Origin of the sequence: Arthrobacter sp. EPSL27 (assembly GCF_001512305.1) — a bacterium.
Lineage (GTDB): Bacteria > Actinomycetota > Actinomycetes > Actinomycetales > Micrococcaceae > Arthrobacter.
In genome coordinates this window covers 679,073-700,426 of record NZ_LNUT01000004.1, presented here as the reverse complement: position 1 = coordinate 700,426, position 21,354 = coordinate 679,073, and the positions used below count along the sequence as shown (strand labels likewise).

General features: G+C 68.5%; 17 protein-coding genes. 9 read left to right on the top strand and 8 right to left on the bottom strand.

The genetic code is table 11. The features are described 5' to 3' along the window. Positions 1-171: 171 nt before the first annotated feature. The 4 genes from AR539_RS07845 to AR539_RS07830 all read right to left on the bottom strand — a co-directional run bounded on the left by AR539_RS07845 (position 172) and on the right by AR539_RS07830 (position 4,204). Positions 172-1,656 carry an adenylate/guanylate cyclase domain-containing protein gene (locus AR539_RS07845; RefSeq protein WP_231728530.1) on the bottom strand — a complete coding sequence of 495 codons (1,485 nt, stop codon included), beginning with the start codon at positions 1,654-1,656 and terminating at the stop codon, positions 172-174. Beyond that, a complete protein-coding gene (locus tag AR539_RS07840) occupies positions 1,646-2,269 on the bottom strand; it encodes a PH domain-containing protein (protein ID WP_066434472.1) in 624 nt (207 codons plus the stop codon). Before AR539_RS07840 ends, AR539_RS07845 begins: the two co-directional genes overlap by 11 nt. After that, a complete protein-coding gene (locus AR539_RS07835; protein ID WP_066434469.1) occupies positions 2,262-3,182 on the bottom strand; it encodes a biotin--[acetyl-CoA-carboxylase] ligase in 921 nt (306 codons plus the stop codon). The genes AR539_RS07840 and AR539_RS07835 overlap by 8 nt, the downstream gene beginning before the upstream one ends. Before the next feature lie 104 nt (positions 3,183-3,286). Beyond that, positions 3,287-4,204, bottom strand: a complete 918-nt coding sequence (locus AR539_RS07830) for an SDR family oxidoreductase (protein ID WP_066434467.1) — start codon at positions 4,202-4,204, stop codon at positions 3,287-3,289. Positions 4,205-4,441: 237 nt separating this feature from the next. Between AR539_RS07830 and AR539_RS07825 the strand changes: the two genes are divergently transcribed. The 4 genes from AR539_RS07825 (at position 4,442) to AR539_RS07810 (ending at position 9,772) form a co-directional block, all read left to right on the top strand. After that, positions 4,442-6,025 carry an acyl-CoA carboxylase subunit beta gene (locus tag AR539_RS07825; RefSeq protein ID WP_066434465.1) on the top strand — a complete coding sequence of 528 codons (1,584 nt, stop codon included), beginning with the start codon at positions 4,442-4,444 and terminating at the stop codon, positions 6,023-6,025. Then, entirely contained in the window at positions 6,022-6,306 is a 285-nt protein-coding gene (locus AR539_RS07820) for an acyl-CoA carboxylase subunit epsilon (RefSeq protein ID WP_082699244.1), read from the top strand. Before AR539_RS07825 ends, AR539_RS07820 begins: the two co-directional genes overlap by 4 nt. Before the next feature lie 52 nt (positions 6,307-6,358). Next, positions 6,359-8,068, top strand: coding sequence for a DUF885 domain-containing protein (locus AR539_RS07815; RefSeq protein ID WP_066434463.1), 1,710 nt, complete (start codon positions 6,359-6,361; stop codon positions 8,066-8,068). Between the two features lie 234 nt (positions 8,069-8,302). Then, a complete protein-coding gene (locus AR539_RS07810; protein ID WP_066434460.1) occupies positions 8,303-9,772 on the top strand; it encodes a dicarboxylate/amino acid:cation symporter in 1,470 nt (489 codons plus the stop codon). A gap of 123 nt (positions 9,773-9,895) precedes the next feature. Here AR539_RS07810 and AR539_RS07805 read toward each other — a convergent pair whose 3' ends face one another. Then, positions 9,896-10,456 carry a hypothetical protein gene (locus tag AR539_RS07805; RefSeq protein ID WP_066434457.1) on the bottom strand — a complete coding sequence of 187 codons (561 nt, stop codon included), beginning with the start codon at positions 10,454-10,456 and terminating at the stop codon, positions 9,896-9,898. Between the two features lie 195 nt (positions 10,457-10,651). Here AR539_RS07805 and AR539_RS07800 point away from each other — a divergent pair, with 195 nt between their 5' ends. Both AR539_RS07800 and AR539_RS07795 read left to right on the top strand, forming a co-directional pair. Beyond that, positions 10,652-11,347 carry a TetR/AcrR family transcriptional regulator gene (locus tag AR539_RS07800; RefSeq protein WP_066434452.1) on the top strand — a complete coding sequence of 232 codons (696 nt, stop codon included), beginning with the start codon at positions 10,652-10,654 and terminating at the stop codon, positions 11,345-11,347. Between the two features lies 1 nt (position 11,348). After that, positions 11,349-13,892: an MMPL family transporter gene (locus AR539_RS07795; protein ID WP_066434449.1), complete on the top strand. Its 2,544-nt coding sequence runs from the start codon at positions 11,349-11,351 to the stop codon at positions 13,890-13,892. A 166-nt stretch (positions 13,893-14,058) separates the two neighbouring features. Here the strand turns inward: AR539_RS07795 and AR539_RS07790 are convergent, their stop codons facing one another. Next, positions 14,059-15,657 carry an HNH endonuclease gene (locus tag AR539_RS07790; RefSeq protein ID WP_231728529.1) on the bottom strand — a complete coding sequence of 533 codons (1,599 nt, stop codon included), beginning with the start codon at positions 15,655-15,657 and terminating at the stop codon, positions 14,059-14,061. Between the two features lie 216 nt (positions 15,658-15,873). Further along, positions 15,874-16,215: a hypothetical protein gene (locus AR539_RS07785; protein ID WP_157360946.1), complete on the bottom strand. Its 342-nt coding sequence runs from the start codon at positions 16,213-16,215 to the stop codon at positions 15,874-15,876. A 71-nt stretch (positions 16,216-16,286) separates the two neighbouring features. Here AR539_RS07785 and AR539_RS07780 point away from each other — a divergent pair, with 71 nt between their 5' ends. The 3 genes from AR539_RS07780 to AR539_RS07770 all read left to right on the top strand — a co-directional run bounded on the left by AR539_RS07780 (position 16,287) and on the right by AR539_RS07770 (position 19,747). Then, a complete protein-coding gene (locus AR539_RS07780; RefSeq protein ID WP_066434443.1) occupies positions 16,287-16,964 on the top strand; it encodes a Maf family protein in 678 nt (225 codons plus the stop codon). Between the two features lie 157 nt (positions 16,965-17,121). After that, the gene (locus AR539_RS07775) at positions 17,122-18,948 is read left to right on the top strand and encodes an acetyl/propionyl/methylcrotonyl-CoA carboxylase subunit alpha (RefSeq protein ID WP_066436300.1); all 1,827 of its coding nucleotides are present in this window, start codon (positions 17,122-17,124) and stop codon (positions 18,946-18,948) included. A gap of 67 nt (positions 18,949-19,015) precedes the next feature. Continuing rightward, positions 19,016-19,747 carry a glutamine amidotransferase gene (locus AR539_RS07770; RefSeq protein ID WP_066434437.1) on the top strand — a complete coding sequence of 244 codons (732 nt, stop codon included), beginning with the start codon at positions 19,016-19,018 and terminating at the stop codon, positions 19,745-19,747. A 191-nt stretch (positions 19,748-19,938) separates the two neighbouring features. Here the strand turns inward: AR539_RS07770 and AR539_RS07765 are convergent, their stop codons facing one another. Beyond that, positions 19,939-21,351 (bottom strand): MFS transporter, encoded by a 1,413-nt coding sequence (locus tag AR539_RS07765; protein WP_066434435.1) that lies wholly within the window; start codon positions 21,349-21,351, stop codon positions 19,939-19,941. Between the last annotated feature and the right edge of the window lie 3 nt (positions 21,352-21,354).

The window sequence follows — 21,354 nt, the reverse complement described above, 5'->3', positions numbered from 1 at the left end:
TTCATGTGTGCTGTGTCCCCCAGAAAGTCACGGCGCCGCGCACGGGGCATCGCCCGCGGTGGTGCCAGATAGCTTCGACTATCGCATATTAGCCATCGATTAGAGAAACGTTGGCCGGGTCAAATCCGGCCGGGTCAGCATCGGCCCAGCTCAGGTGCGGTTAATCCAGATCTAGTCCAGAACGAGCCCGCGGCCGGCGCCCCGCTGGAGCTGGATCGGGTGGATCTCGCCGAAGCCGCGGACGTCCTCGGCCGGGCGCGGCAGCAGGACGAAGCGTTCATCGTGTTCCAGCGCCGCTGCCGTCATGGAATCCACCAGCACCGTTCCCGGATCCGCCAGCGCGGTCAGCCGCGCCGCGAGGTTGACCGTGGGGCCGTAGATGTCGCCCAGCCGGGACAGGATCCGCCCCCAGACCATGGCCACCCGGGCCTGCGGGAGGATCTCGTCGTCCGTGAAGGCCTGGCACAGGGCGAGGGAGATTTCGGCGCCGGCCGCGGGGGTCTCGGCGATGTAAAGGACTTCGTCGCCCACGGTCTTGACCAGGCGCCCGCCGCCCACCGAGATGATTTCGGCGCACTTGTTCTCGAAGCGCTGCACCAGCTGGGCCAGGGTTTTTTCGTTCATCCGGCGGGACAGGCTGGTGTAGGAGACCAGGTCCGCGAAGCCGACGGCCCGTGCCAGCGGCAGCGGTGCGTCGTCCTCGTCGCCTTCGCGGCCTTCCTCGCTGGAGGCCAGCCCGGCCTCGGCCCGCACCGCGAGGCGCTGGATCCCGGCGTTGAGCTGGCGGCGCCAGGAGTAGACCAGCATTTCCTCCAGCGCGTCCACGAGGGACGGCAGTTCGCCGACCAGTCGCTTGCGGGCCACGGCATCGGTGACGCCCTGGTTCTGGACCATGTCCTCCACCAGGGCTTCGATCTGCCACACCACCATGCGGTCCGTCATCTGGCCGATGGCGCGGGTCACGGAGATCGCGGCTTCCTCGGTGAGCTGGCCGGCGCGGACCAGGTCCACGATGGTATTCAGCGCGGACTGGTCGCGTTCGGTGAAGGCCACATCCTCGTCCCCGATATTGGGGAAGCCGAGGGCGCGCCAGAGTTTCCGGGCGGACAGCAGGGACAGCCCGGCGCCGGAGGCCACCTCGCGGCGGCGGAGTTTGCGTTCGCCGCCCAGCAGCCGCTGCTCCAGGGCTTTGAGGGCAAGGCGTTCGGCGGACATGGCGCCGGTGGGCGGCCCGGCGGCAGCGGGGGCGGCTACGTCGGGGGCGTCCGCGTCGGGGGCGTCCGCGTCGGGAGCGTCCGTGTCGGGGGCGTCCGCGTCGGCGGCGTCGGAACCGGCAACGGCCGCATCGGCAACGTCGGGCTCAGCAACGGCAGGCTCGGCATCGCCTGAATCAACGGCGTCCGGGTCAGCAGCGTCAGGTTCACGGACGTCCGGTTCAACGACGTCCGGGTCGTCATCGTCTGGTTCAACGACCCCGGACGCAGCAATACCGGGTTCCGGTGTTACAGCGGAAGCCGCGGACCCGCCGTCGGTGCCCTCGGCGAGCGTGTCGAGGACGGCGGCTTCGAGGCTGGCAGCCTCCACAAAGGCATCCGAAACATGCGCGGGCCCTTCGGCCAGCAGCCCCGTGTCACGGTGACCGTTGTCAGCGCTCATCTCTTCCACCTTCTCTCGTCTCCAAGGTCCACGGCTCTATCTGCCCGGGGCCGGCGTTATCGTAGGGCAGTTCCCCGGCGCCCAGCACCCCGCCCTGCGGGAGCTCTTTGATGGCGTCGAATATGAAGCTGCGGAACGTCGCCGCTTCCGGAACGTCGGGGACCACGGTGCCGGCCGGGTACCCGGTATCCAAGGATATGTTCCCTGACCGCAATATGCGCTGGAGCAACGACTGATGGATCTCCACATTACGGACGGCGGCCAGCCACACCTGCTGGTCGCGCCGTCGGAGCATGCCGTACCGGGCAACCAGCCGCTGGCTGGTCAGCGTGTATTTTGTGGCCTGCCAGGACAGAACCCTGGGCAGGCAGTAGCCCAGCAGTACCCAGGCCGCCAGCCCGATACACGCCCCGACCAGCCACGGCGTCCACTGCCTGGCCGATTCCCTGACCACCGGAACCAGCGTGCCCGGCCCGCCCTTGACGATCCATGCGCTGGCGTAGGCAGCCAGGGCCGGCACCAGGATGAACAGCAGCGCCGGGAAAATCAGGGTCCGGGGCTGCGGCCGGGTCACCACAATGACTTGTTCGCCCGGCAGGAGCTCTTTACGCATAACCGCTTTCATGGCCCGCGCTCTGGCCCGGAGGTGTCCAGGGCCGCAGGTGCACCACGTCGCCGGCAGTCACCACGTGCTCGTGCCCGCCGGAGTCCACCACCAGGAGCGATCCGTAGTCGTCCAGGCGCGTGGCGTGGCCGATGATTTCGTGGTCGCCGGGAAGCTGGGCACGGACCTGCTTGCCCAAGGTGGTGAGCTGGTGCTCCAGCCGCTTGTGCAGGGAGGACCCGCCGGCCATCCCGGCGGTGGGATCGCCGTCGGCGTTGCAGAAGCTGCGGTAGAGCGCGGTGAAGCGGGACAAGTAGCTCTTAAGCAGCGCAGTCCGGTCCGTCGAGGCAGCGTTTTCCAGCAGGACGGAGGTGGCGGTGGGGACGGGAAGCTCGGCCTCGGTGAGCGTGACGTTCAGTCCGGTGCCCAGCACCACGGGCGGCACGGCGCCGCCCTGCAGGGGGCCGAGCTGGGCCAGGATGCCGGCGATCTTCCGGCCCCGGACCAGGACGTCGTTGGGCCATTTCAGTTCCGCCGGGAGGCCGGCGGTGTCCACCAGGGCCTCGCAAAGGGCGAGGGCGGCGAGCAGGGAGAGCCAGGAATAGCTCTGGGTCGGCAGCGGCCGCCCCTCCGCGTTGACCGGGCGCAGCACAAGCGATACTGACACCGAGCTCCTGGCGGGCGCTTCCCAGCGGCGGTCCAGCCGTCCGCGCGCCGCGCTCTGGTATTCGGCGGCCAGCACCGTCAGGTCCGGGTAGGCGGAGGGATCTTCGCCGGCTCCGCGGAGCAGGTCCGCGTTGGTGGAGCCGGTGGACTCCACCACGGTGAGCCGCGGAATGCCGTTGGCTGAGAGGAACGCCTCATCGCTGAGGGCGTTCACATCAAGGGGCGGACGGTCCGGGGATTCCTGCGCGGCTTCCATGCTTTGAATCCTACCGAGTTACGCGGTGCTCGGCTCCGGCCGCACCGGCGGTAAGTGCCGCCGGTGCGGAATCCACAGGAAACCCTGGGGGTTTATCCGGGGGTTCAAAGGAAGATGTCGGGAATCAGCCGGTCTTCCGGGGCGCCCAGGCTGTACGGGCTGAAGTCCGTGACGCCGGCGGCGGCGAGGACCTGTTCGTCGGTATAGAAGTTTCCCGTCCGGCTGCCGGAGTCCGGAACGGCGTGGCTGCCGGTCAGCACCGCGTGGGCTGCGTCCGCCATGATCTCCGGTCCCCGGGCGCCCTGGACGATCTTGTCCCCGCCCGGCATGTTGCGGATGGCGGCCGTGTCGATCAGCGTGCGGGGCCACAGGGAGTTCACGGAGATCCCGTCGGCCTTCAGTTCCTCGGCCAGGCCCAGGGTGGTCAGGCTCATGCCGTACTTGGCCATGGTGTACGCCAGGTGCAGGCCGGCCCACTTGGGGTCCAGGTTCAGCGGCGGGGACAGCGTCAGGATGTGGCCGGCGTCGGACTTGCGGAGGGCCGGCATGGCCAGCTTGGAGAGCAGGAACGTGCCCCGGACATTGATGTCCTGCATGAGGTCGTAGCGCTTCATGTCGACGTCGTCGGTGGTGGACAGGTCGATGGCGGACGCGTTGTTAATGACCACGTCGATCCCGCCGAAGCGTTCGACGGCGGCGGCCACGGCCGCGGCGACGTCGGCGTCGTTGCGCACATCCCCCACCAGCGGCAGGGCCTGTCCGCCGGCCGCCTCGATCTGTTCGGCCGCGGAGTACACCGTGCCTTCGAGCTTGGCGTGCGGCTGGCCGGTCTTGGCCATCAGGACGATGTTGGCGCCGTCGCGCGCGGCACGGGCGGCAATGGCCAAACCGATCCCGCGGCTGCCGCCGGAGATGAGGATGGTGCGGCCCTGCAGGGAACCGGACCCCTGGTAGGGCCCCTCCTGCCGGGACTGCGGCTGGGACTGCGGGGCGGCGCCCGAAGCGTCGTTGCTCAAAGTCATGAGGACACTCTAACCGATGTTACTCGCCGGTAACATACCGGCGCTGCCGGGTGTTGCGGTCCGGCACCCGGGTGGGATTGGGCCGAAAATTGTAGGTTTTCTACAGCGGCGCGGGCGAATACCGTCACTAGACTTGCCAACACGGCCATGTTTTTGTGTGGAACCCACTTAAGCGCCCCCGCACAGGCCAGCGAGAACGTACACAGCCGTAATGACCTACAGAGCCGGAGACACCTGATGAGCCACGATCTGACCACGACCGCGGGGAAGATTGCCGACTTCCGCGACCGCCAGGCCCGTGCTGAGCAGCCCTCCGGCCCGGAAGCGATCGAAAAGCAGCACGCACGCGGCAAGAACACGGCCCGCGAGCGCATCGACCTGCTGCTGGACGCCGGCTCCTTCGTCGAGTTTGATGCCCTCGCCGTGCACCGCTCCTCCGCCTTCGGCATGGAGAAGAAGAAGCCGCTGGGCGACGGCCTGGTCTCCGGCTACGGCACGGTGGACGGCCGCCCGGTGGCCGTGTACAGCCAGGACTTCTCCGTCTACGGCGGTTCGCTGAGCCAGGTCAACGGCGAGAAGATCGTCAAGGTCCAGGAGTTTGCGCTGCGCAACGGCTGCCCCGTGGTGGGCATCCTCGACGGCGGCGGCGCCCGCATCCAGGAGGGCGTCGCCTCGCTGGCCATGTTCGCGGACATCTTCCGCAACAACGTGCACGCCTCCGGCGTCGTCCCGCAGATCTCCCTCATCATGGGCCCGTCCGCCGGCGGCGCGGCCTACTCCCCCGCCTTGACAGACTACGTGGTGATGGTGGACAAGACCTCCCACATGTTCATCACCGGCCCGGACGTCATCAAGACCGTTACGGGTGAGGACGTGGACATGGAAACCCTGGGCGGCGCCCGCCAGCACAACGCCACCACGGGAACGTCGACCTACCTCGCCTCCGACGAGGCCGACGCCGTCGAGTTCGTCCGTGAGCTCCTGGACTTCCTGCCGTCCAACAACCTCGCCGAAGCCCCCGTGCTGGAGCACTCCCAGGAGCTGGAGCTCGACGACGACGACCTCGCCCTGGACGTCCTGATCCCGGACTCGGCCAACCAGCCCTACGACATGCGCAAGGTCATCGAGCAGATCGTGGACGACGCGCACTTCCTGGAGATGCAGTCCCTGTACGCCCCGAACGTGATCATCGGCTACGGCCGGGTGGAGGGCCACACGGTGGGCATCGTTGCCAACCAGCCGATGCAGTTCGCCGGCACCCTGGACATCGCCGCCTCGGAGAAGGCAGCCCGCTTCGTCCGGCACTGCGATGCCTTCAACATCCCCATCATTACGCTGGTGGACGTCCCGGGCTTCCTGCCCGGCAAGGACCAGGAGTTCCAGGGCATCATCCGCCGCGGCGCCAAGCTGCTCTACGCCTACGCCGAGGCCACCGTGCCGAAGCTGACCGTCATTACCCGCAAGGCCTACGGCGGGGCGTACATCGTGATGGGCTCCAAGAAGCTCGGCGCGGACATCAACCTGGCCTGGCCTACGGCCCAGATCGGTGTGATGGGCGCCCAGGGCGCCGTCAACATCCTGTACCGCCGCGAACTCGCCGCGGTCGCCCAGGAGGGCGGCGACGTCGAGGCCAAGCGCGCCGAGGTCATCCGGCAGTACGAGGAAGAACTGCTCAACCCCTACCAGGCCGCGCAGCTGGGCTACGTGGACGCCGTCATCGCGCCGTCGGAGACGCGGATGCAGATCATTAAGGGCCTGCGTGCCCTGCGGGACAAACGGGCCAGCCTGCCCGCCAAGAAGCACGGGAACATCCCGCTGTGACGGCCTCAGCAGTCCCGGAAAACACAGTCTCGAAAAACACAGTCCCGGAAAACGCAGTCCCGGAAAACGGTGCCGCCGGCCCGGAGCAGCCCCTGCTCGCCGTCGCCAAGGGCGAGCCGACGCCGGAAGAGCTCGCCGCGCTCACCGCCGTCGTGCTGGCCCTGGGCAGCGGCGGCCCGGCCACGCCGGAGAAACCGAGTGCACGGCAGTGGATCCGCCGCCAGCAGCTGCAGCTGGCGCCCAAGCCCGGACCCGGTTCGTGGCGGCGCAGCCGGGGCTAATAAAAGTTCAGCAACCCTTTCATAACGGCCGGTGCCGGGCTAGTCTCGTCGGGTGACTAACGAAACCACTGAGAACACGTCCACCACCAGCCTGGACGGCGCACGCCCGCACACGGCCATCGATGCCGTCGCCGACGCCTTCACGGACACCCTGATCCGGCTTAACCCCAGCTTCGCCACCGAGCTTGGCCTTCCCGGGCACGAGACCGAGTACCAGGACTTCTCCCCCGCCGGGCACGAGGAGTTCACCGCGGCCGCGCGGGAGACCCTCGCGGCGCTGGACGGCCTGGCGCCGGCAGACGACGTCGACGCCGTCACCCTGGATGCCATGCGCGAGCGGCTGGGCCTGCAGCTGGAGCTCCACGAATCCGGCTGGGACCTCGCCGAACTGAACAACATCGCCTCCCCCTCGCAGGAGATCCGGGCCATCTTCGACCTGATGCCGACGGACACCGCCGGGCAGTGGGAGCACATCGCGGGGCGTGCGCACAACGTCCCGGCCGCCCTGGACGGCTATATCGAATCGCTGCGGGCCGCCAAGGAAGACGGCAAAGTGGCCGCCGCCCGGCAGGTCAAGATCGTGATCGAACAGACCACCAAGCACGCCGCGGAGGACGGGTTCTTCGCGAAGCTGGCCCAGGAGGCCAAGACCGCGGACGGCCCGCTGCCGGCGGACGTGCAGTCAAGGCTCGACGCCGGTGCTGCCGCAGCGCGCGTGGCGTACTCCCGGCTGGCCGGATTCCTGGAATCCGAACTGCTGCCCGTAGCCCCCGAAAAGGACGCGGTGGGCCGCGAGCGCTACGCGCTGGCCTCGCGCGCGTTCCTCGGCGCCACGGTGGACCTGGAGGAAACCTACGCCTGGGGCGTGCAGGAACTGGACCGCCTGATCGCCGAGCAGGAGCGTGTGGCCGAAGAGATCCGCCCCGGCGCCACCATCGAGGAGGCCAAGGAGGTTCTGAACAACGACCCCGCGCGGCAGCTCAAGGGCACCGACGCCCTCCAGGCCTGGATGCAGGAACTCTCGGACAAGGCCGTGGCCGACCTTGCGGGCGTCCACTTCGACATCCCGGACGTCATGAAGACCCTGGAATGCAAGATCGCCCCGACCGACGAGGGCGGCATCTACTACACCGGCCCGTCGGATGACTTCAGCCGGCCGGGCCGCATGTGGTGGTCCGTTCCGCCGGGCGAGGACACGTTCACCACCTGGGCGGAGACCACCACGGTCTACCACGAGGGCGTTCCGGGCCACCACCTCCAGGTCGCCACCGCCACCTACCGCCGCGAACTGCTGAACAAGTGGCGCCGGAACGTCTGCTGGACCTCCGGCCACGGCGAGGGCTGGGCGCTTTACGCGGAGAAGCTGATGCAGGAACTGGGCTACCTCAAGGACCCGGGCGACCACATGGGCATGCTGGACATGCAGCGCATGCGCGCGGCACGGGTGGTGTTCGACATCGGCGTCCACCTGGAGCTGGACGTCCCCGAGCGCTGGGGTTCCGGCACCTGGACCCCGGAGAAGGGCTACGGCTTCCTGAAGCAGAACCTCGCCATCAGCGAGGGCCAGCTCAACTTCGAGTTCACCCGCTACCTCGGCTGGCCGGGACAGGCGCCGTCGTACAAGGTGGGCCAGCGTTTGTGGGAGCAGATCCGCGCCGAGCTTGAGTCCCGCCCCGGCTTCGAGCTGAAGGCCTTCCACACCAAGGCCCTCAACATCGGCTCGGTCGGCCTCGACACCCTCAAGCGAGCCCTCCTGGGGTAGGCGCGGTCCGCGAGTGTGCAGTTCGCGGCAGTGTTGTTCGATGACACTGCCGCGAACTGCTGTCTCGGTGCAGGGAGCGGAGACAATCGCCACATCCGGGCCGGGAATAACTTCACAAACGGGCCGTTCCGCGGCGTAGTTTCGGGGATTTTGCGGCCGGACCGCAATCCCGGCCACGTAATATTTCTCAACATGCGTTCGCCGTGATAGGCACCCCGGTCCTAGCGTGATCCGGTGACCACTCAGACAAGCACCCCCGCACCCGCCGGGAAGACCGGCTTCCAGCTGCCCAAATGGGCCGGCTCGTTCGGCTTCCAGATCATCGCCGCCCTGATCGTGGGCCTGGGACTGGGCCTCCTGGCCAAGTACACGGGCAGCACCAAGGCGAACCCCAACGCCCTCGGCGCCACCCTGCAGACCATCGGCTCGAGCTACGTCTCGCTGCTGCAGACCGCCGTCGTGCCCCTCATCTTCACCGCCGTCGTCAGTTCCATCTCCAACCTGCGCGCGGTTTCCAACGCCGCCCGGCTGGCCTGGAACACGCTGCTCTGGTTCGCCATCACGGCCCTGATCGCCGTGCTGATCGGCATCGGCCTGGGCGTGCTCCTGCAGCCGGGCGCCAACACCGGCATCACCGGCCAGGGCGAGGCACCGTCCAAGGTGGGCAGCTGGTGGGCCTTCCTCACCGGCCTGTTCCCGAAGAACTTCCTGGGACTCGGGGCCAGCACCACCGTGACCGACGGTGTGGCCACCACCTCGGTGAGCTTCAACGTCCTGCAGATCCTGGTGATTGCTGTCGCCGTCGGCATCGCAGCGCTGAAGGTGGGCAAGGCGGCCGAGCCGTTCCTGAACCTCAACGCCTCCGCCCTCGCCGTGATCCAGAAGGTTCTCTGGTGGATCATCCGGATCGCCCCGCTCGGCACCGTCGGCCTGATCGGCAACGCTGTGGCCATCTACGGCTGGGACACCATCGGTTCCCTCGGCAAGTTCACGTTCGCCATCTACGTGGGCCTGGCGCTGGTGCTCTTCGCGGTGTACCCCATCCTGGTCCGCGCGCACGGACTGTCCGTCCGGCAGTACTTCTCCGGCGTCTGGCCGGCCGTCCAGCTGGCCTTCGTCTCCCGCTCCTCGGTGGGCACCCTGCCCCTGACGCAGCGTGTGACCGAACGCAGCCTGGGTGTCCCCCGCGGCTACGCCTCGTTCGCCGTCCCGCTGGGCGCCACCACCAAGATGGACGGCTGCGCCGCGATCTACCCGGCCATCTCTGCGATCTTCGTGGCCCAGTTCTTCGGCATCCAGCTCGACTTCACCCAGTACCTGCTGATCGCCCTCGTCTCCGTCCTAGGCTCCGCCGCGACCGCCGGGACCACCGGCGCCGTCGTCATGTTGACGCTGACGCTCTCCACGCTGGGACTGCCGCTGGCCGGCGTCGGGCTGCTGCTGGCCATCGACCCGATCCTGGACATGGGCCGTACCGCCGTCAACGTTGCGGGCCAGGCCCTGATCCCCACCATCGTCGCCAAGCGCCAGGGCATCCTGGACGAGTCGCTGTACAACGCGCCGCGCACCGGCGACCCGTTCAGCGATGACTCCGAGAACACGGCTGCTGAGAACACGGCTGAGGCCACGGCCGACGGCGGGCCCGCCGCAGCAACTGGTACCGCCGCTGCGAACGGCCGCGAGCTGGCCGACGCCAAGGCGTAGCCGCAGGCATACGTTCCACGAAAGGAGTCCCCGGGAGAATTCCCGGGGACTTCTTTGGTGTTGGGCTCCTTTGGCGCCTTTGGAATTGGGCCGGGTCAGGGACGACGGCGGCCCGCGCGGGTCTTAGTGTCCGCCGCCGCCGATCACGCCCTTCTCGACCGCCTTGGTGACGGCGTCCGCCTCGGCCTGGGTCAGGGTCCCGTCGGAGACGGCCTTGTCCAGCCTTGTCTTCAACGCGGCGGCACGGTCCGACTGCGCCGCGGTGCGAAGCTCCTCCAGCGCCGCGGTGACCTTTGATTCCTCGATGCCCAGCGACTCCGCCAGGGACTTGGCCAGCGCGGCTTCCCGCTCTGCGCGGTCCGGCTTGGTGCCTTCCGCCGGCGGCGTCGCCGGCCGGTTGGCCTCCCGGAAGGCCTGCAGGGCCTCGGTCACTTTTGCCTCATCGACGCCGAGCTTGGCGGCCAGTTCCGAGGCCATGGCCGCCCCGCGGTCGCCGCCCCGGCCGTGCCCGCCGCGCATGCCCGGCCCGTCGGTGGTGCCGGGAGCCGCTTCCGCGGACGTGCTGGTGCTGGGGGCCGGCGTCGGCGTGGTGGCGGCCGACGCCATCTCGGTGACGCCAAGGCCGGCGCCGAGGGCCAGCGCCCCGGCGGAAATGGCGAGCGTCATTCTCTTGGTGCGTGACATGGAGTGCCTCCTGGTCCGGCCGTGTCGCCACGGCTCTCTCGATGGTGTCTTGTTCAAGACGTGGTTCCAGTCTGCGAGGGCCGCTTCTGCGAGAGCTGTCGGGAACCTTTCATCTTCCTGTGAGGGTTTTTCGGCCCCGGAAATCCGGCCAGGAAAAAGTTGCCCGGAGTGCAAATATGCACGTAGTGTAAAAGCGTGCCCGCCTTCCAGACCCAGCCCCTGCCCGAGGCACCGTCGCGCCGCGAACTCAACAAGGCGGCCACCCGCCAGGCCATCACCGATGCCGCCCTGGCGCTGATCCGGTCAAAGGGTCCCAGCAATTTCACGGTGGAGGACATCGCCGACGCCGCGGGGATCTCCCGCCGCACATTCTTCAACTACTTCGGCAGCACCGAGGCGGCCATCGCCGCCGTCACCTTCGGCTTCCTGGACAAGGCCCTGCAGCAGTTCCGGCTGCGCCCGGCCGGCGAACCCTTCCTCGAATCCGCCCGGGCGGCGCTCGTGGAGCTCGCAGACCCCATGACGGTGGCCCCGCTGGCTGAGCTCTACAGCCTGGGCCAGGCCAACCCCCAGCTCAGCCGGTCCGAGCTGGAAGCCTGGGACCACTGCACCGACCAGATCATTGCCGCCGCCCGCGAACGCCTCAGCGACGGCGTCGAGCTCGACGAACTGTACCTGCGCGCGCTGGCCGGGTCCGTCATCTCCTGCGGCAAAGCAGCCATGGACGTCTGGTTCGCCCGCTGCGGCGGTTCGCTCACCGCCGATTCCCTCTCCACCCTGCGCCAGCTCCTGATCGAATCCATGAGCCTGCTGGGCTCCGGGTTCGCCCTCCCCGACGCCGTCCCGGCCACTCCGGCCACCGCCTCCAACCCTTCCCCAGATCGGCACTGACATGGCCCTACTGCTCTACCGTCTCGGCAAGTTCTCCTACCGCCACCGCTGGCTCGTCATCTCACTGTGGCTCGCAGTGATGGTGGCGGTGGGCGGTGCTGCCGCCGCCTTCCACGGCACCCTGTCCAACAACTTCCAGATTCCGGGCACCGAAACCCAGCAGATGGCAGACAAGCTCAAGGAGAAGCTGCCCTCCGCCTCGGGCGGTTCCGCGAGCGTCGTCTTTGAAGCCAACGGCGCGGAGTTCAGCCAGGCGGGCAAGGACGCCGTGTCCGCGGCGCTGACCAAGCTCGAAACCCTCCCGGACGTGCAGGGAACGGTGGACCCGTTCGCCACGCAGGCGCAGCTGGACCAGGCCGCGGCGGACCTCGCCGCCGGCAAGGAACAGTCCGTCGCCGGCAAGGCGCAGCTGGAGACCGCCGTCGCGGAACTCGCGGCAGGAAAGGCGCAGCTGGACGCCGTCGAGCAGCAGATGGCCGCCGCCGGCATGCCCCCGGCTGCGATCGAAGCCCGGCTGGGGCAGCAGAAGGCCGCCCTCGCCGAGGGTCAGGCCAAGCTCGACGCCGGCAACCAGGAACTCGCCGCCGGCGAGGCAAAGCTGGCCCTGGGTGCACGCCAGCTGGAGGCCTCGGAGGGCCTGCGCTTCGTATCCGAAGACGGCAAGGCCGCAATCGCGCAGGTCCAGTTCACCACCTCCATCAATGGGCTCGACCCAGAGGTCCGCCAGCAGGTCCAGGACATCGTGGGCGAGGTCTCCGCCGCCGACGTGACCGCGCTGCCCAGCAAGGAAATCAGCGAGGACATCTCCGAACTCTTTGGCACCGCCGAAATTATCGGCATCGCAGTGGCGGCCCTGGTGCTGATCATCATGCTCGGCACCCTGATCGCCGCCGGCCTTCCGCTGCTGATGGCACTGGTCGGCGTCGCCGTCGGCGTGGGCGGCACATTCGCCCTCAGCGGTGCCGTGGACATGAGTTCCATCTCCCCGATGCTGGCCCTCATGCTGGGCCTCGCGGTCGGCATCGACTACTCGCTGTTCATCGTGAACCGGCACCGCGGCCAGCTGCTGGCCGGGATGGACGCGGAAGAATCGGTGGCGCTGGCCACCGGAACCTCCGGCAACGCCGTGCTCTTCGCCGGCCTCACCGTCATCATCGCCCTCGCCGCCCTGGTGGTCCCGGGCCTTCCGTTCCTCGCCGTGATGGGCCTCTCGGCCGCCGCGACGGTGGCCGTCGCCGTCGTCGTCGCCCTGACCCTGACCCCGGCTGTCCTCTCGCTCGTGGGCCGGAAACTGATCTCCAAGCGCGCGTGGGCCAAGGCGGAGAAGCACAATGCCGCTCCCGGCCACGACGCCGAAGACCGTGCCCGGGATGAATACCGCAGCAGCCACGGCTGGGGCGGGATCGTCACCAAGCACCCGTGGCTGGCCATGCTGGCCGGGGTCCTGCTGCTGGGGATCGTGGCGCTGCCTGCCAGCCAGCTGCGGCTCGCCCTGCCGGATGCCAGCTCCGAACCGGTCGCCTCCACTGCGTTCCAGGCCTACGACACCACCAGGCAGAGCTTCGGCGAAGGCATGACCGGCCCGATCATTGTGGTGGGCGATTTCCCCGCGGGCCTGAGCGCGGAAGAGGCACAGGCCAAGCAGTTCGACGTCGCCGACATCCTGCGCGGCACGGACAACGTCAGCGCCGCCATTCCGCTGGCACTGAGCGAGGACCGCCGCACCGCGGTGTTCCAGGTCATCCCCAACGAAGGCCCCGCCAGCGCCAGCACCGTGCAGGTGGTGTCCCAGCTGCGCGCCGAGAAGGGCCAGATCGAGGACAGCACCGGCGTCACCATCGGTCTCACCGGTCAGACAGCCGGCAACGTGGATGTCTCCACCAAGCTGGGCGACGCGCTGCCGCCGTACCTGGCCATTGTGGTGGGGCTCTCGCTGATCCTCCTGCTGCTGGTGTTCCGGTCCATCTGGGTGCCGCTGCTCGCCACCGGCGGGTTCCTCCTCTCGCTCGCCGCAGCGTTCGGCGCCGTCGTCGCGGTGTACCAGTGGGGCTGGCTGGGGAACGTCTTCGGCGTCGAGAACCCCGGTGCCGTGCTCAGCTTCCTGCCGATCATCCTGATCGGTGTGCTGTTCGGCCTGGCCATGGACTACCAGGTTTTTATCGCCTCCGGCATGCGCGAGTCGTACATGCACGGCGAGTCCGCCAAGCACGCGGTCCGCTCGGGCTTCAGCCACGCCGCCGCGGTGGTCACGGCCGCCGCGATCATCATGGTCAGCGTGTTCTCGGGCTTCATCTTCTCGCACCTGAACATGGTCCGCCCGCTCGGCTTCGCCATGGCCTTCGGGGTGCTGATCGATGCCTTTGTGGTCCGCATGACAATCGTCCCAGCCGTTATGTACCTGCTGGGCGAGAAGGCCTGGTGGCTGCCCCGCTGGCTGGACCGCATCCTGCCCGACGTCGATGTGGAGGGCGCCAAGCTCCGCACCCAGGCAAGCCCGACGGCGGACGTCGCCGAGCCTGAACCCGAGGAAGTCGCCGCGCGCTAGCCTCCATCTAGCCGCCACCGGGTTGCACCCGCTGGGTTACAACAGAGCCGCCCGCCAATCCTTACGATCGGCGGGCGGCTCTGTTGTGCGCACGCACTGTAGCGAACACGGCAGGTGGCCGAGCGCTGCTGGCGGCACTGCTTCCAAGGCGCTCTTCCGGGCGGGTTCAGGCCGCAGGTTTGGCCGCAGATTTGGCCGCCCGAGACCGATGGCACCGGGCCAGCTTGAGGGCCTTCGCCTCGTGCCGGAGTTTGCGTCGGTGACGCCTGGTGTCTGCGACACCGGATTTGGGCGTCGCAGTAGCGGGCCAGGATGTGCCGGAGCGAGGAATGCCGGGTAGTGGCTGGTCGGCCAGTGGCATTCCGGGCAGAGCCGGGCCGGTGCGCGGGGTGCCGGTCGGGGGTGTGCCCGTCAGGGGTGTGCCCGTCAAGGGCGTGCCTGGGAGGGGTGGTGCGGTGGAGTGGTAGGTGTGGCCGGTGGGGGTGGTGACTTGAAGGGTGTGTCTGGGGCCCGGGCGCGGCCTGACGGTCCAGCCGGGGGTTTCTTTGGTGTGGTTGCAGGCTTCGCAGAGCCCGGCGCCGTTGGTAGCGGTGGTGGGGCCGCCGCTGTGCCACGGGATGATGTGGTCCAGGTGGCGGATGGGCGCGTCGCAGTACGGGGTGCGGCAGGTGTCGTCCCGGGCGGTGATGAAGCGGCGGAGCCCGGGCGGGAACAGCCGCGCCCGGGAGTCCATCGCCACCAGTTCACCGGTGCCCGGCGCGGTGTAGAGTCGCCGGAGCCAGAGGGTCAGGTCAGCGCCAGTGCCCGTTGGCGGTCCTGCCTCCGGCCCCGCTCCGGGTCCAGCTTCGGTTCCCGTTCGCGATTCCGCTTCAGTTCCGGTCCACGGTTCCGTGTCGCGTCTCGCACGCGTCCGCCCTCCCGTGTCGGGTCCAGCTTCGGTTCCCGAGAGCGCTCCCGAGTCGGGTCCCGCTTCCGGTTGGGCGCCGGTGAGGAGTTTTCGGGTCCAGCCGGCGGGGACGATGCCGTAGCCGGGGAGCCGGGCCGGTTCCGCGTCTCCCCTCAACAGGGTGCGGTCGGTCATGACGAGCTGGATCTCGATGCCGGTGATCCCGCCGGGGGTGCCGGTGATCCGTTCAACGAGGGCGTCGGCTTTGAGCTGGCCACGGGTTCTCGGGTCTCCGGCGGCGCGGGCGCTGTCGGCGTCCCGGGTGAGGGCGGCGTGCACGGCGACCCCGGCGGAGACCGGGAGCAGGGCGGTGAGGTAGCACATGGTGTCCGGCGCCGGGCGGAGGGAGACGGTCCGTTCGGTCGCGGCGTGGGCCGCGCGCTGGGTGACGGTGCGCGGGTCCCGCCGGTACGCCGCGGCCCGAGCGGCGGCGATGATGGCCCGGTCCCCGGCGCCGTCGAACGTTCCGGTATCCGCGGCGAGTTCCTCATCAACGGCGGCCCGGTCCGCCGCAGACAGCGCCGCTGTTTCCTTCACGAGGAGGGTGGCGCGCCATTCGTTGACCTGCCCGGCCTCCAGCGCCGCGAGGGTGCGGGGCATCTCGGTGACGAGGGCTTTGGCCAGGCCCAGCAGCCGGCCGCCCTTGGCCGGGGACTCACGCCGGGCCAGCGCGATCTGCGCTGCGACACCGGCACCAAGTTCGGCCGCCGGCACCCCGGCCGCGGCCTGTTCCCGGCGCTGGACCAGGTCGAACTCGACGGACTGCCGGGCTGACAGGGCAGACTTCTCGTCTTCCAGTTCGCGGATCTCAGCAAGCATCCCTGCCCCGGCCGGCTGGGCGCTTTCCGGCCCAGTCCCGTCCCGGCTGGGCCCGTGCAGTTCCGACATCTCCGGCTGAGCCCCAGCCTGCTCCGGCATCACGCCGCGCGTCGCTGTGGCTTCGTATTCGCCCGCCTCATCCTTCCCGCAACGGCAGGCGCAATTGCACCCGGCTGCTGCCGGTGCTTCCGCGGCTGACTCCGTACCGTTCATGGTTCAAGTCTCCCCGAGAGCTATGACATTTTTGATGGCCAGCCGAAGTCGGTCAGCAGCCTCTGCGGCCATGGGCGAGGTCCCCGTACCGGACGTCAATAGCGGCGCACGGCAAAGAATCAGCTCCACTTCCAACCGGGTCTTGACATCAGCCATCGCTGCGCTGAGCACGTCCAGCCGGCGGAGAGTCTCAAGGAAGCCTGCTGCGCTGGTGGGCTCGGGCACCTGGTCAAGCGCGGCACCGCACATCGCGATCAGGCCACGGAACGCGCTTCCCGTTTCTTGGGCTGGCCCCTTGCTTGTTCCCTGACGTGGTCCCCGGTTGAACCCCTGGCTCTCATCCATGCACCCACCCTGCCAGCGACCTCCGACAAAAAAGCACGGCAGCATCCAGCCCCGGCAACTAGGCTGGAGCCGTGACCCGCCTCATTCTTGCCTCCCAGTCCCCCGCCCGCACCAAGCTGCTCACCGACGCCGGCATCCGGCACGAGGTCCTTGTCTCCGATGTGGACGAGGACGCCGTCCAGGCCCGCTACGGCGTCACCGACCCGCACGACACCGCCCTGCTCCTGGCCCGGGCCAAGGCAGAGGCCGTCGCCTCCCTGCCCGAGGCCGACGGCGCGCTGGTGATCGGCTGCGATTCTGTCTTCGAGTTCGACGGCGAGGCGCACGGCAAGCCGTACACAGCGGACGTCGCCAGGGAGCGCATGCTCCGGATGAGCGGCAGCAAGGGTGTGCTGCACACCGGACACTGGCTGGTGGACTGCCGCGACACCGAGGATTCCGACGAGCCTGGGGCAACCGGCTCCGGCGCCACCCTGGGCCACGTCACCTCAGCGGAAGTCCACTTCATGGAGATGGACCCGGAAGAAATCGAGGCTTACATCGCCACCGGCGAGCCCCTGCAGTGCGCCGGCTCCTTCACCATCGACGGCTACGGCGGCGCGTTCATCCGCAAGGTCGACGGCGACCCGCACGCCGTCGTCGGGCTGTCCATTTCCACCCTGCGCGGGCTCCTGGGGCAGGCCCAAGTGGGCATCACCGATCTGTGGACCACCGGCGCCGCGGATCCCGCACTTCTCCGGGCTGAGTGAGCTATTTCGCAGCACCTTGTGGAAACCCTACAAAGGTTGGGCGCTTTACGCGCGGAATCCGCAAGTAATATCGGCGGAACCTCCAAAACCGCGCTAGGCTCCCTGAAGGAAAGAAGGAGACGCCTTGTCAGCAAATACGGAGCAGTCCGCAAATCCCCTGCAGCGATCCGCCCAGGAAGGCACCGCCGCAGCCGCGCCGGGCAGCCATTCCCTGAGCAAGGTGCTGGTCGCCAACCGTGGTGAAATCGCGGTGCGCATCATCCGCGCCGCACGCGACGAAGGCATCGCCTCCGTGGCGGTCTACGCAGACCCGGACCGCGACGCCCTGCACGTCAAGCTCGCCGACGAGGCGTACGCTCTGGGCGGCAACACCGCTGCCGAGTCCTACCTCGTGATGGACAAGCTGATCGAAGTGGCCCGCCGCTCCGGCGCCGATGCCATCCACCCCGGCTACGGGTTCCTGGCCGAGAACGCCGAATTCGCCGCGAAGGTGATCGACGCCGGCATCACCTGGATCGGCCCCTCCCCTGCCGCGATCTCCGCCCTCGGCGACAAGGTCCAGGCCCGCCACATCGCCGAAAAGGTCGGCGCGCCGCAGGTTCCCGGCACCGCCGACCCCGTGGAATCCGCCGAGGAAATCCTCGAGTTCGTGGACAAGTTCGGCCTTCCGGTGGCCATCAAAGCAGCCTTCGGCGGCGGCGGGCGCGGCATCAAAGTAGCCCGCACCCGCGAGGAAATCCCCGAACTGTTCGAATCCGCCGTCCGCGAGGCCGTAGCGGCCTTCGGCCGGGGCGAGTGCTTCATCGAACGCTTCCTGGACGCCCCTCGCCACGTGGAGACCCAGTGCCTCGCCGACGCCCACGGCAACGTGGTGGTGGTTTCCACCCGCGACTGCTCGCTGCAGCGCCGCAACCAGAAACTTGTCGAAGAGGCCCCGGCCCCGTTCCTCACCGAGGAGCAGAACCGGCGGCTCTACGAGTCCTCGAAGGCCATCCTCAGGGAAGCCGGCTACCTCGGCGCCGGCACTTGCGAATTCCTCGTCGGCCAGGACGGCACCATCTCCTTCCTCGAGGTCAACACCCGCCTCCAGGTGGAGCACTGCGTCTCCGAAGAGGTCACCGGGATCGACCTGGTCCGCGAGCAGTTCCGGCTGGCCCGCGGCGAGGAACTCGGCTACGGCGACCCTGAAGTCCGCGGCCACTCGATCGAGTTCCGCATCACCGGCGAGGACCCGGGCCGGAACTTCATGCCCGCCCCGGGCACCATCACCCGGCTGAAGAACCCCACCGGCCCGGGCGTCCGGATCGACTCCGGCGTGGAGGAGGGCGACGTCATCAGCGGCAACTTCGACTCGATGCTCTCCAAGCTAATCGTCACCGGCGCCACCCGCGCGCAGGCCCTGCAGCGTTCCCGGCGGGCGCTCGAGGAGATGGTGGTCGAGGGCATCCCCACCGTCATCCCGTTCGACCTCGCCGTCGTGGGCAACCCTGACTTCGCTCCCGCCGAGGGCCCGTTCAAGGTCCACACCCGCTGGATCGAGACGGCATTCGTCAATGACATCCCCGCCTGGACCCCCACCGGCACCGATGTGGAAACGCCCGACGCCGGCGAACGCCAGCGCGTCGTCGTCGAGGTCGGCGGCAAACGCCTTGAGGTCGTCCTCCCGGCGTCGCTGGGCACGGGGGCCGGCCCGGCCGCGGCCAAGCCGGCCAAAGCCAAAAAGCGCTCCCGCGGCGGCGCTGCTGCTGCGGCCAGCGGCAACGCCCTGACCTCGCCCATGCAGGGCACCATCGTCAAGGTGGCCGTGGGCGAGGGTGACACCGTTGCCGAAGGCGACCTGGTGGTGGTGCTCGAGGCCATGAAGATGGAACAACCGCTCACCGCCCACCGCAGCGGCATTGTGATCGGGCTGGCCGCGGCGGCCGGAGAAACCGTCTCCGCCGGTGCCATCATTGCCCTCATCGAAGACGCGGCCACCGAATAGCTGACCGCCCGGCGGGACGCGGGCGCGCCTCTGGCGCCCCCGCGTCCCGCCCGTGCAGACTTGGTCTGTGAAGCCATTTCTGCTCCTTGCCTCCCGGGCAGAGGACGCTGCTGCCGAGGACGAATACGAGGCCTACCTGCGTTACGGCGGGCTGGAGCCCTCGCAGTTGGAGCGCATCCGGATGGAGGCCGGGCCTCTTCCGCGGCTGGACCTCGCCGACTACTCGGGCGTGATTGTGGGCGGGAGCCCGTTTACATCCAGCGATCCCGCCGGGCAAAAAAGCGACGTCCAGCACCGGGTGGAGCATGAGCTCGCGGCCCTGCTGGACCGGATCGTGCCTGCGGACTTCCCCTTCCTCGGCGCCTGCTATGGGGTGGGCACGCTGGGCCGGCACCAGGGCGCTGTGATCGACCGGACCTACGGGGAGGGCCTCGGCGGCGTCGCCATCAAGCTGACGGAGGAAGGGCTGGCGGATCCGCTGCTGCGGGGGTTGCCGGAGACTTTCACAGCCTTCACCGGCCACAAGGAAGCCTGCACGCTCCTGCCCTCCCACGCGGTGCTCCTGGCCAGTTCCGCAACCTGCCCGGTGCACATGTTCCGGATCAAGACCAACCTGTACGCCACGCAGTTCCATCCCGAACTCGATGCACAGGGCCTGGTGACCCGGATCGACATCTACCGCCACGCCGGCTACTTCCCGCCCGAGGCCGCCGAGATGCTGATGGAGGACGCCCGGGGATTCTCCGCGACGGAACCGATGAAGATCCTGCGGAACTTTGTGGAGCGCTACGCCGCCTAGCCGCGCTGGATGCACCAACCCCGGGCCTGCCCTGACCTGACCTGACCTGCCCTGACCGGGCGGAGCGTTCCTGCCCGGTTACTTTTCCCGCACCGGCCCCGGACACGGAAATGCCCGGCGTGTTCAGCGAACACACCGGGCAATTCCATCAGTAACCGGGCAGGAGCGTCAGCCCGGACCGGGAACGGGCGTCAGGCTACGTTGTTGGTGTAGTCCAGATCGCGGGTTTCCTTGCTGACGAAGAGTGCGATCAGCGTCAGCACGGACATGACCGCGAGGTAGACACCCACCAGCACGGGGCTGCCCTTCGCCATCTCCCAGAGCCAGACGGCGATGAACGGGGCCACCGCTGCGCCCAGGATGGACGAGAAGTTGTAGCTGATGGCGGAGCCGGTGTACCGGACGTTCGTCGGGAAGAGCTCCGGCAGCAGCGCCCCCATGGGCCCGAAGGTCAGCCCCATCAGGGAGAAGCCGATGATCAGCAGGGCCATGGTGCCCACGAAGCCTGCGCTGAACAGCGGAACGAACAGCAGGCCGAACGCGAAGATGCCGAAGGTCACGGCGATCAGCATTTTGCGGCGGCCGTACTTCTCGGCCAGCGGGCCGGAGACCAGGGTGAAGATGCCGAAGAACACGACGCCGGCAATCAGCATCCAGAGGAAGTCGTTGCGGGAGTAGCCCAGGCCGGGAACAAACGCGGCTGCGGCCGCCTCGGTCATCGGCTTGCCGGCCTTCTCCGCTGCAGCCTTGGCGGCGTCCAGGCTGGACGCGCGGGTGCCGTAGGTCAGGGTGAACGTGGTCATCAGGTAGAAGAGGACGTACGTGGCGAGCATGATGAACGTGCCCAGGATCAGCTGGCGCCAGCTGGTCTTGAAGACCCGGGCCAGGGGCAGCTTGGCCACCTCTTTGGATTCGATGACCTTGGTGAAGGCCGGGGTCTCGATCAGCTTGAGGCGGACGTAGAGGCCGATGATGACCATCACGGCGCTGAGCAGGAACGGCACACGCCAGCCCCACTCCATAAACGCTTCCGGGGAGAGTGCGTAGCTGAAGACCAGGAAGATCACGTTGGCGATGATGAAGCCGATCGGGGCACCCAGCTGCGGGAACGTGCCGTAGATGGCGCGCTTGTCCGCCGGGGCATTCTCGGTGGCCAGCAGTGCGGCACCGCTCCACTCGCCGCCGAGGGCCAGGCCCTGGGCGAAGCGCATCACAACCAGCAGGGCCGGCGCCCAGAATTCCCAGCCCGGCACGAGCGCCGTCGGGAGGCAGCCGATGAGGAAGGTGGCAATGCCCATGGTCAGCAGCGACGCCACCAGGGTGCCCTTGCGGCCGAACTTGTCACCGAAGTGACCAAAGACGATGGACCCGAGCGGGCGGGCGATGAAGGCGACACCAAACACCGCGAAGGAGCTCAGCAGCTGGGTGGTTTCGTTCTGCCCGGGGAAGAACAGGCGGGGGAAGACGAGCACAGCGGCGGTGGCGTACACGTAGAAGTCGTAGAACTCAACGGTGGTGCCGACCAGGCTGGCGACGATGACGCGGCCGCGCGAGTTCACCTGTTTGGCGGACCCATGCTCCGTGGATGTAGCAGTGGATGACATGTA

What these genes read in the sequence shown, in the direction of transcription:
- AR539_RS07830 (WP_066434467.1), bottom strand. Translation starts at nt 4,204, where the DNA reads ATGACTTTGAGCAACGACGCTTCGGGCGCCGCCCCGCAGTCCCAGCCG.
- AR539_RS07785 (WP_157360946.1), bottom strand. Translation starts at nt 16,215, where the DNA reads ATGGATGAGAGCCAGGGGTTCAACCGGGGACCACGTCAGGGAACAAGC.
- AR539_RS07795 (WP_066434449.1), top strand. Translation starts at nt 11,349, where the DNA reads ATGGCCCTACTGCTCTACCGTCTCGGCAAGTTCTCCTACCGCCACCGC.
- AR539_RS07765 (WP_066434435.1), bottom strand. Translation starts at nt 21,351, where the DNA reads ATGTCATCCACTGCTACATCCACGGAGCATGGGTCCGCCAAACAGGTG.
- AR539_RS07805 (WP_066434457.1), bottom strand. Translation starts at nt 10,456, where the DNA reads ATGTCACGCACCAAGAGAATGACGCTCGCCATTTCCGCCGGGGCGCTG.
- AR539_RS07835 (WP_066434469.1), bottom strand. Translation starts at nt 3,182, where the DNA reads ATGGAAGCCGCGCAGGAATCCCCGGACCGTCCGCCCCTTGATGTGAAC.
- AR539_RS07840 (WP_066434472.1), bottom strand. Translation starts at nt 2,269, where the DNA reads ATGCGTAAAGAGCTCCTGCCGGGCGAACAAGTCATTGTGGTGACCCGG.
- AR539_RS07825 (WP_066434465.1), top strand. Translation starts at nt 4,442, where the DNA reads ATGAGCCACGATCTGACCACGACCGCGGGGAAGATTGCCGACTTCCGC.
- AR539_RS07845 (WP_231728530.1), bottom strand. Translation starts at nt 1,656, where the DNA reads ATGAGCGCTGACAACGGTCACCGTGACACGGGGCTGCTGGCCGAAGGG.
- AR539_RS07790 (WP_231728529.1), bottom strand. Translation starts at nt 15,657, where the DNA reads ATGCTTGCTGAGATCCGCGAACTGGAAGACGAGAAGTCTGCCCTGTCA.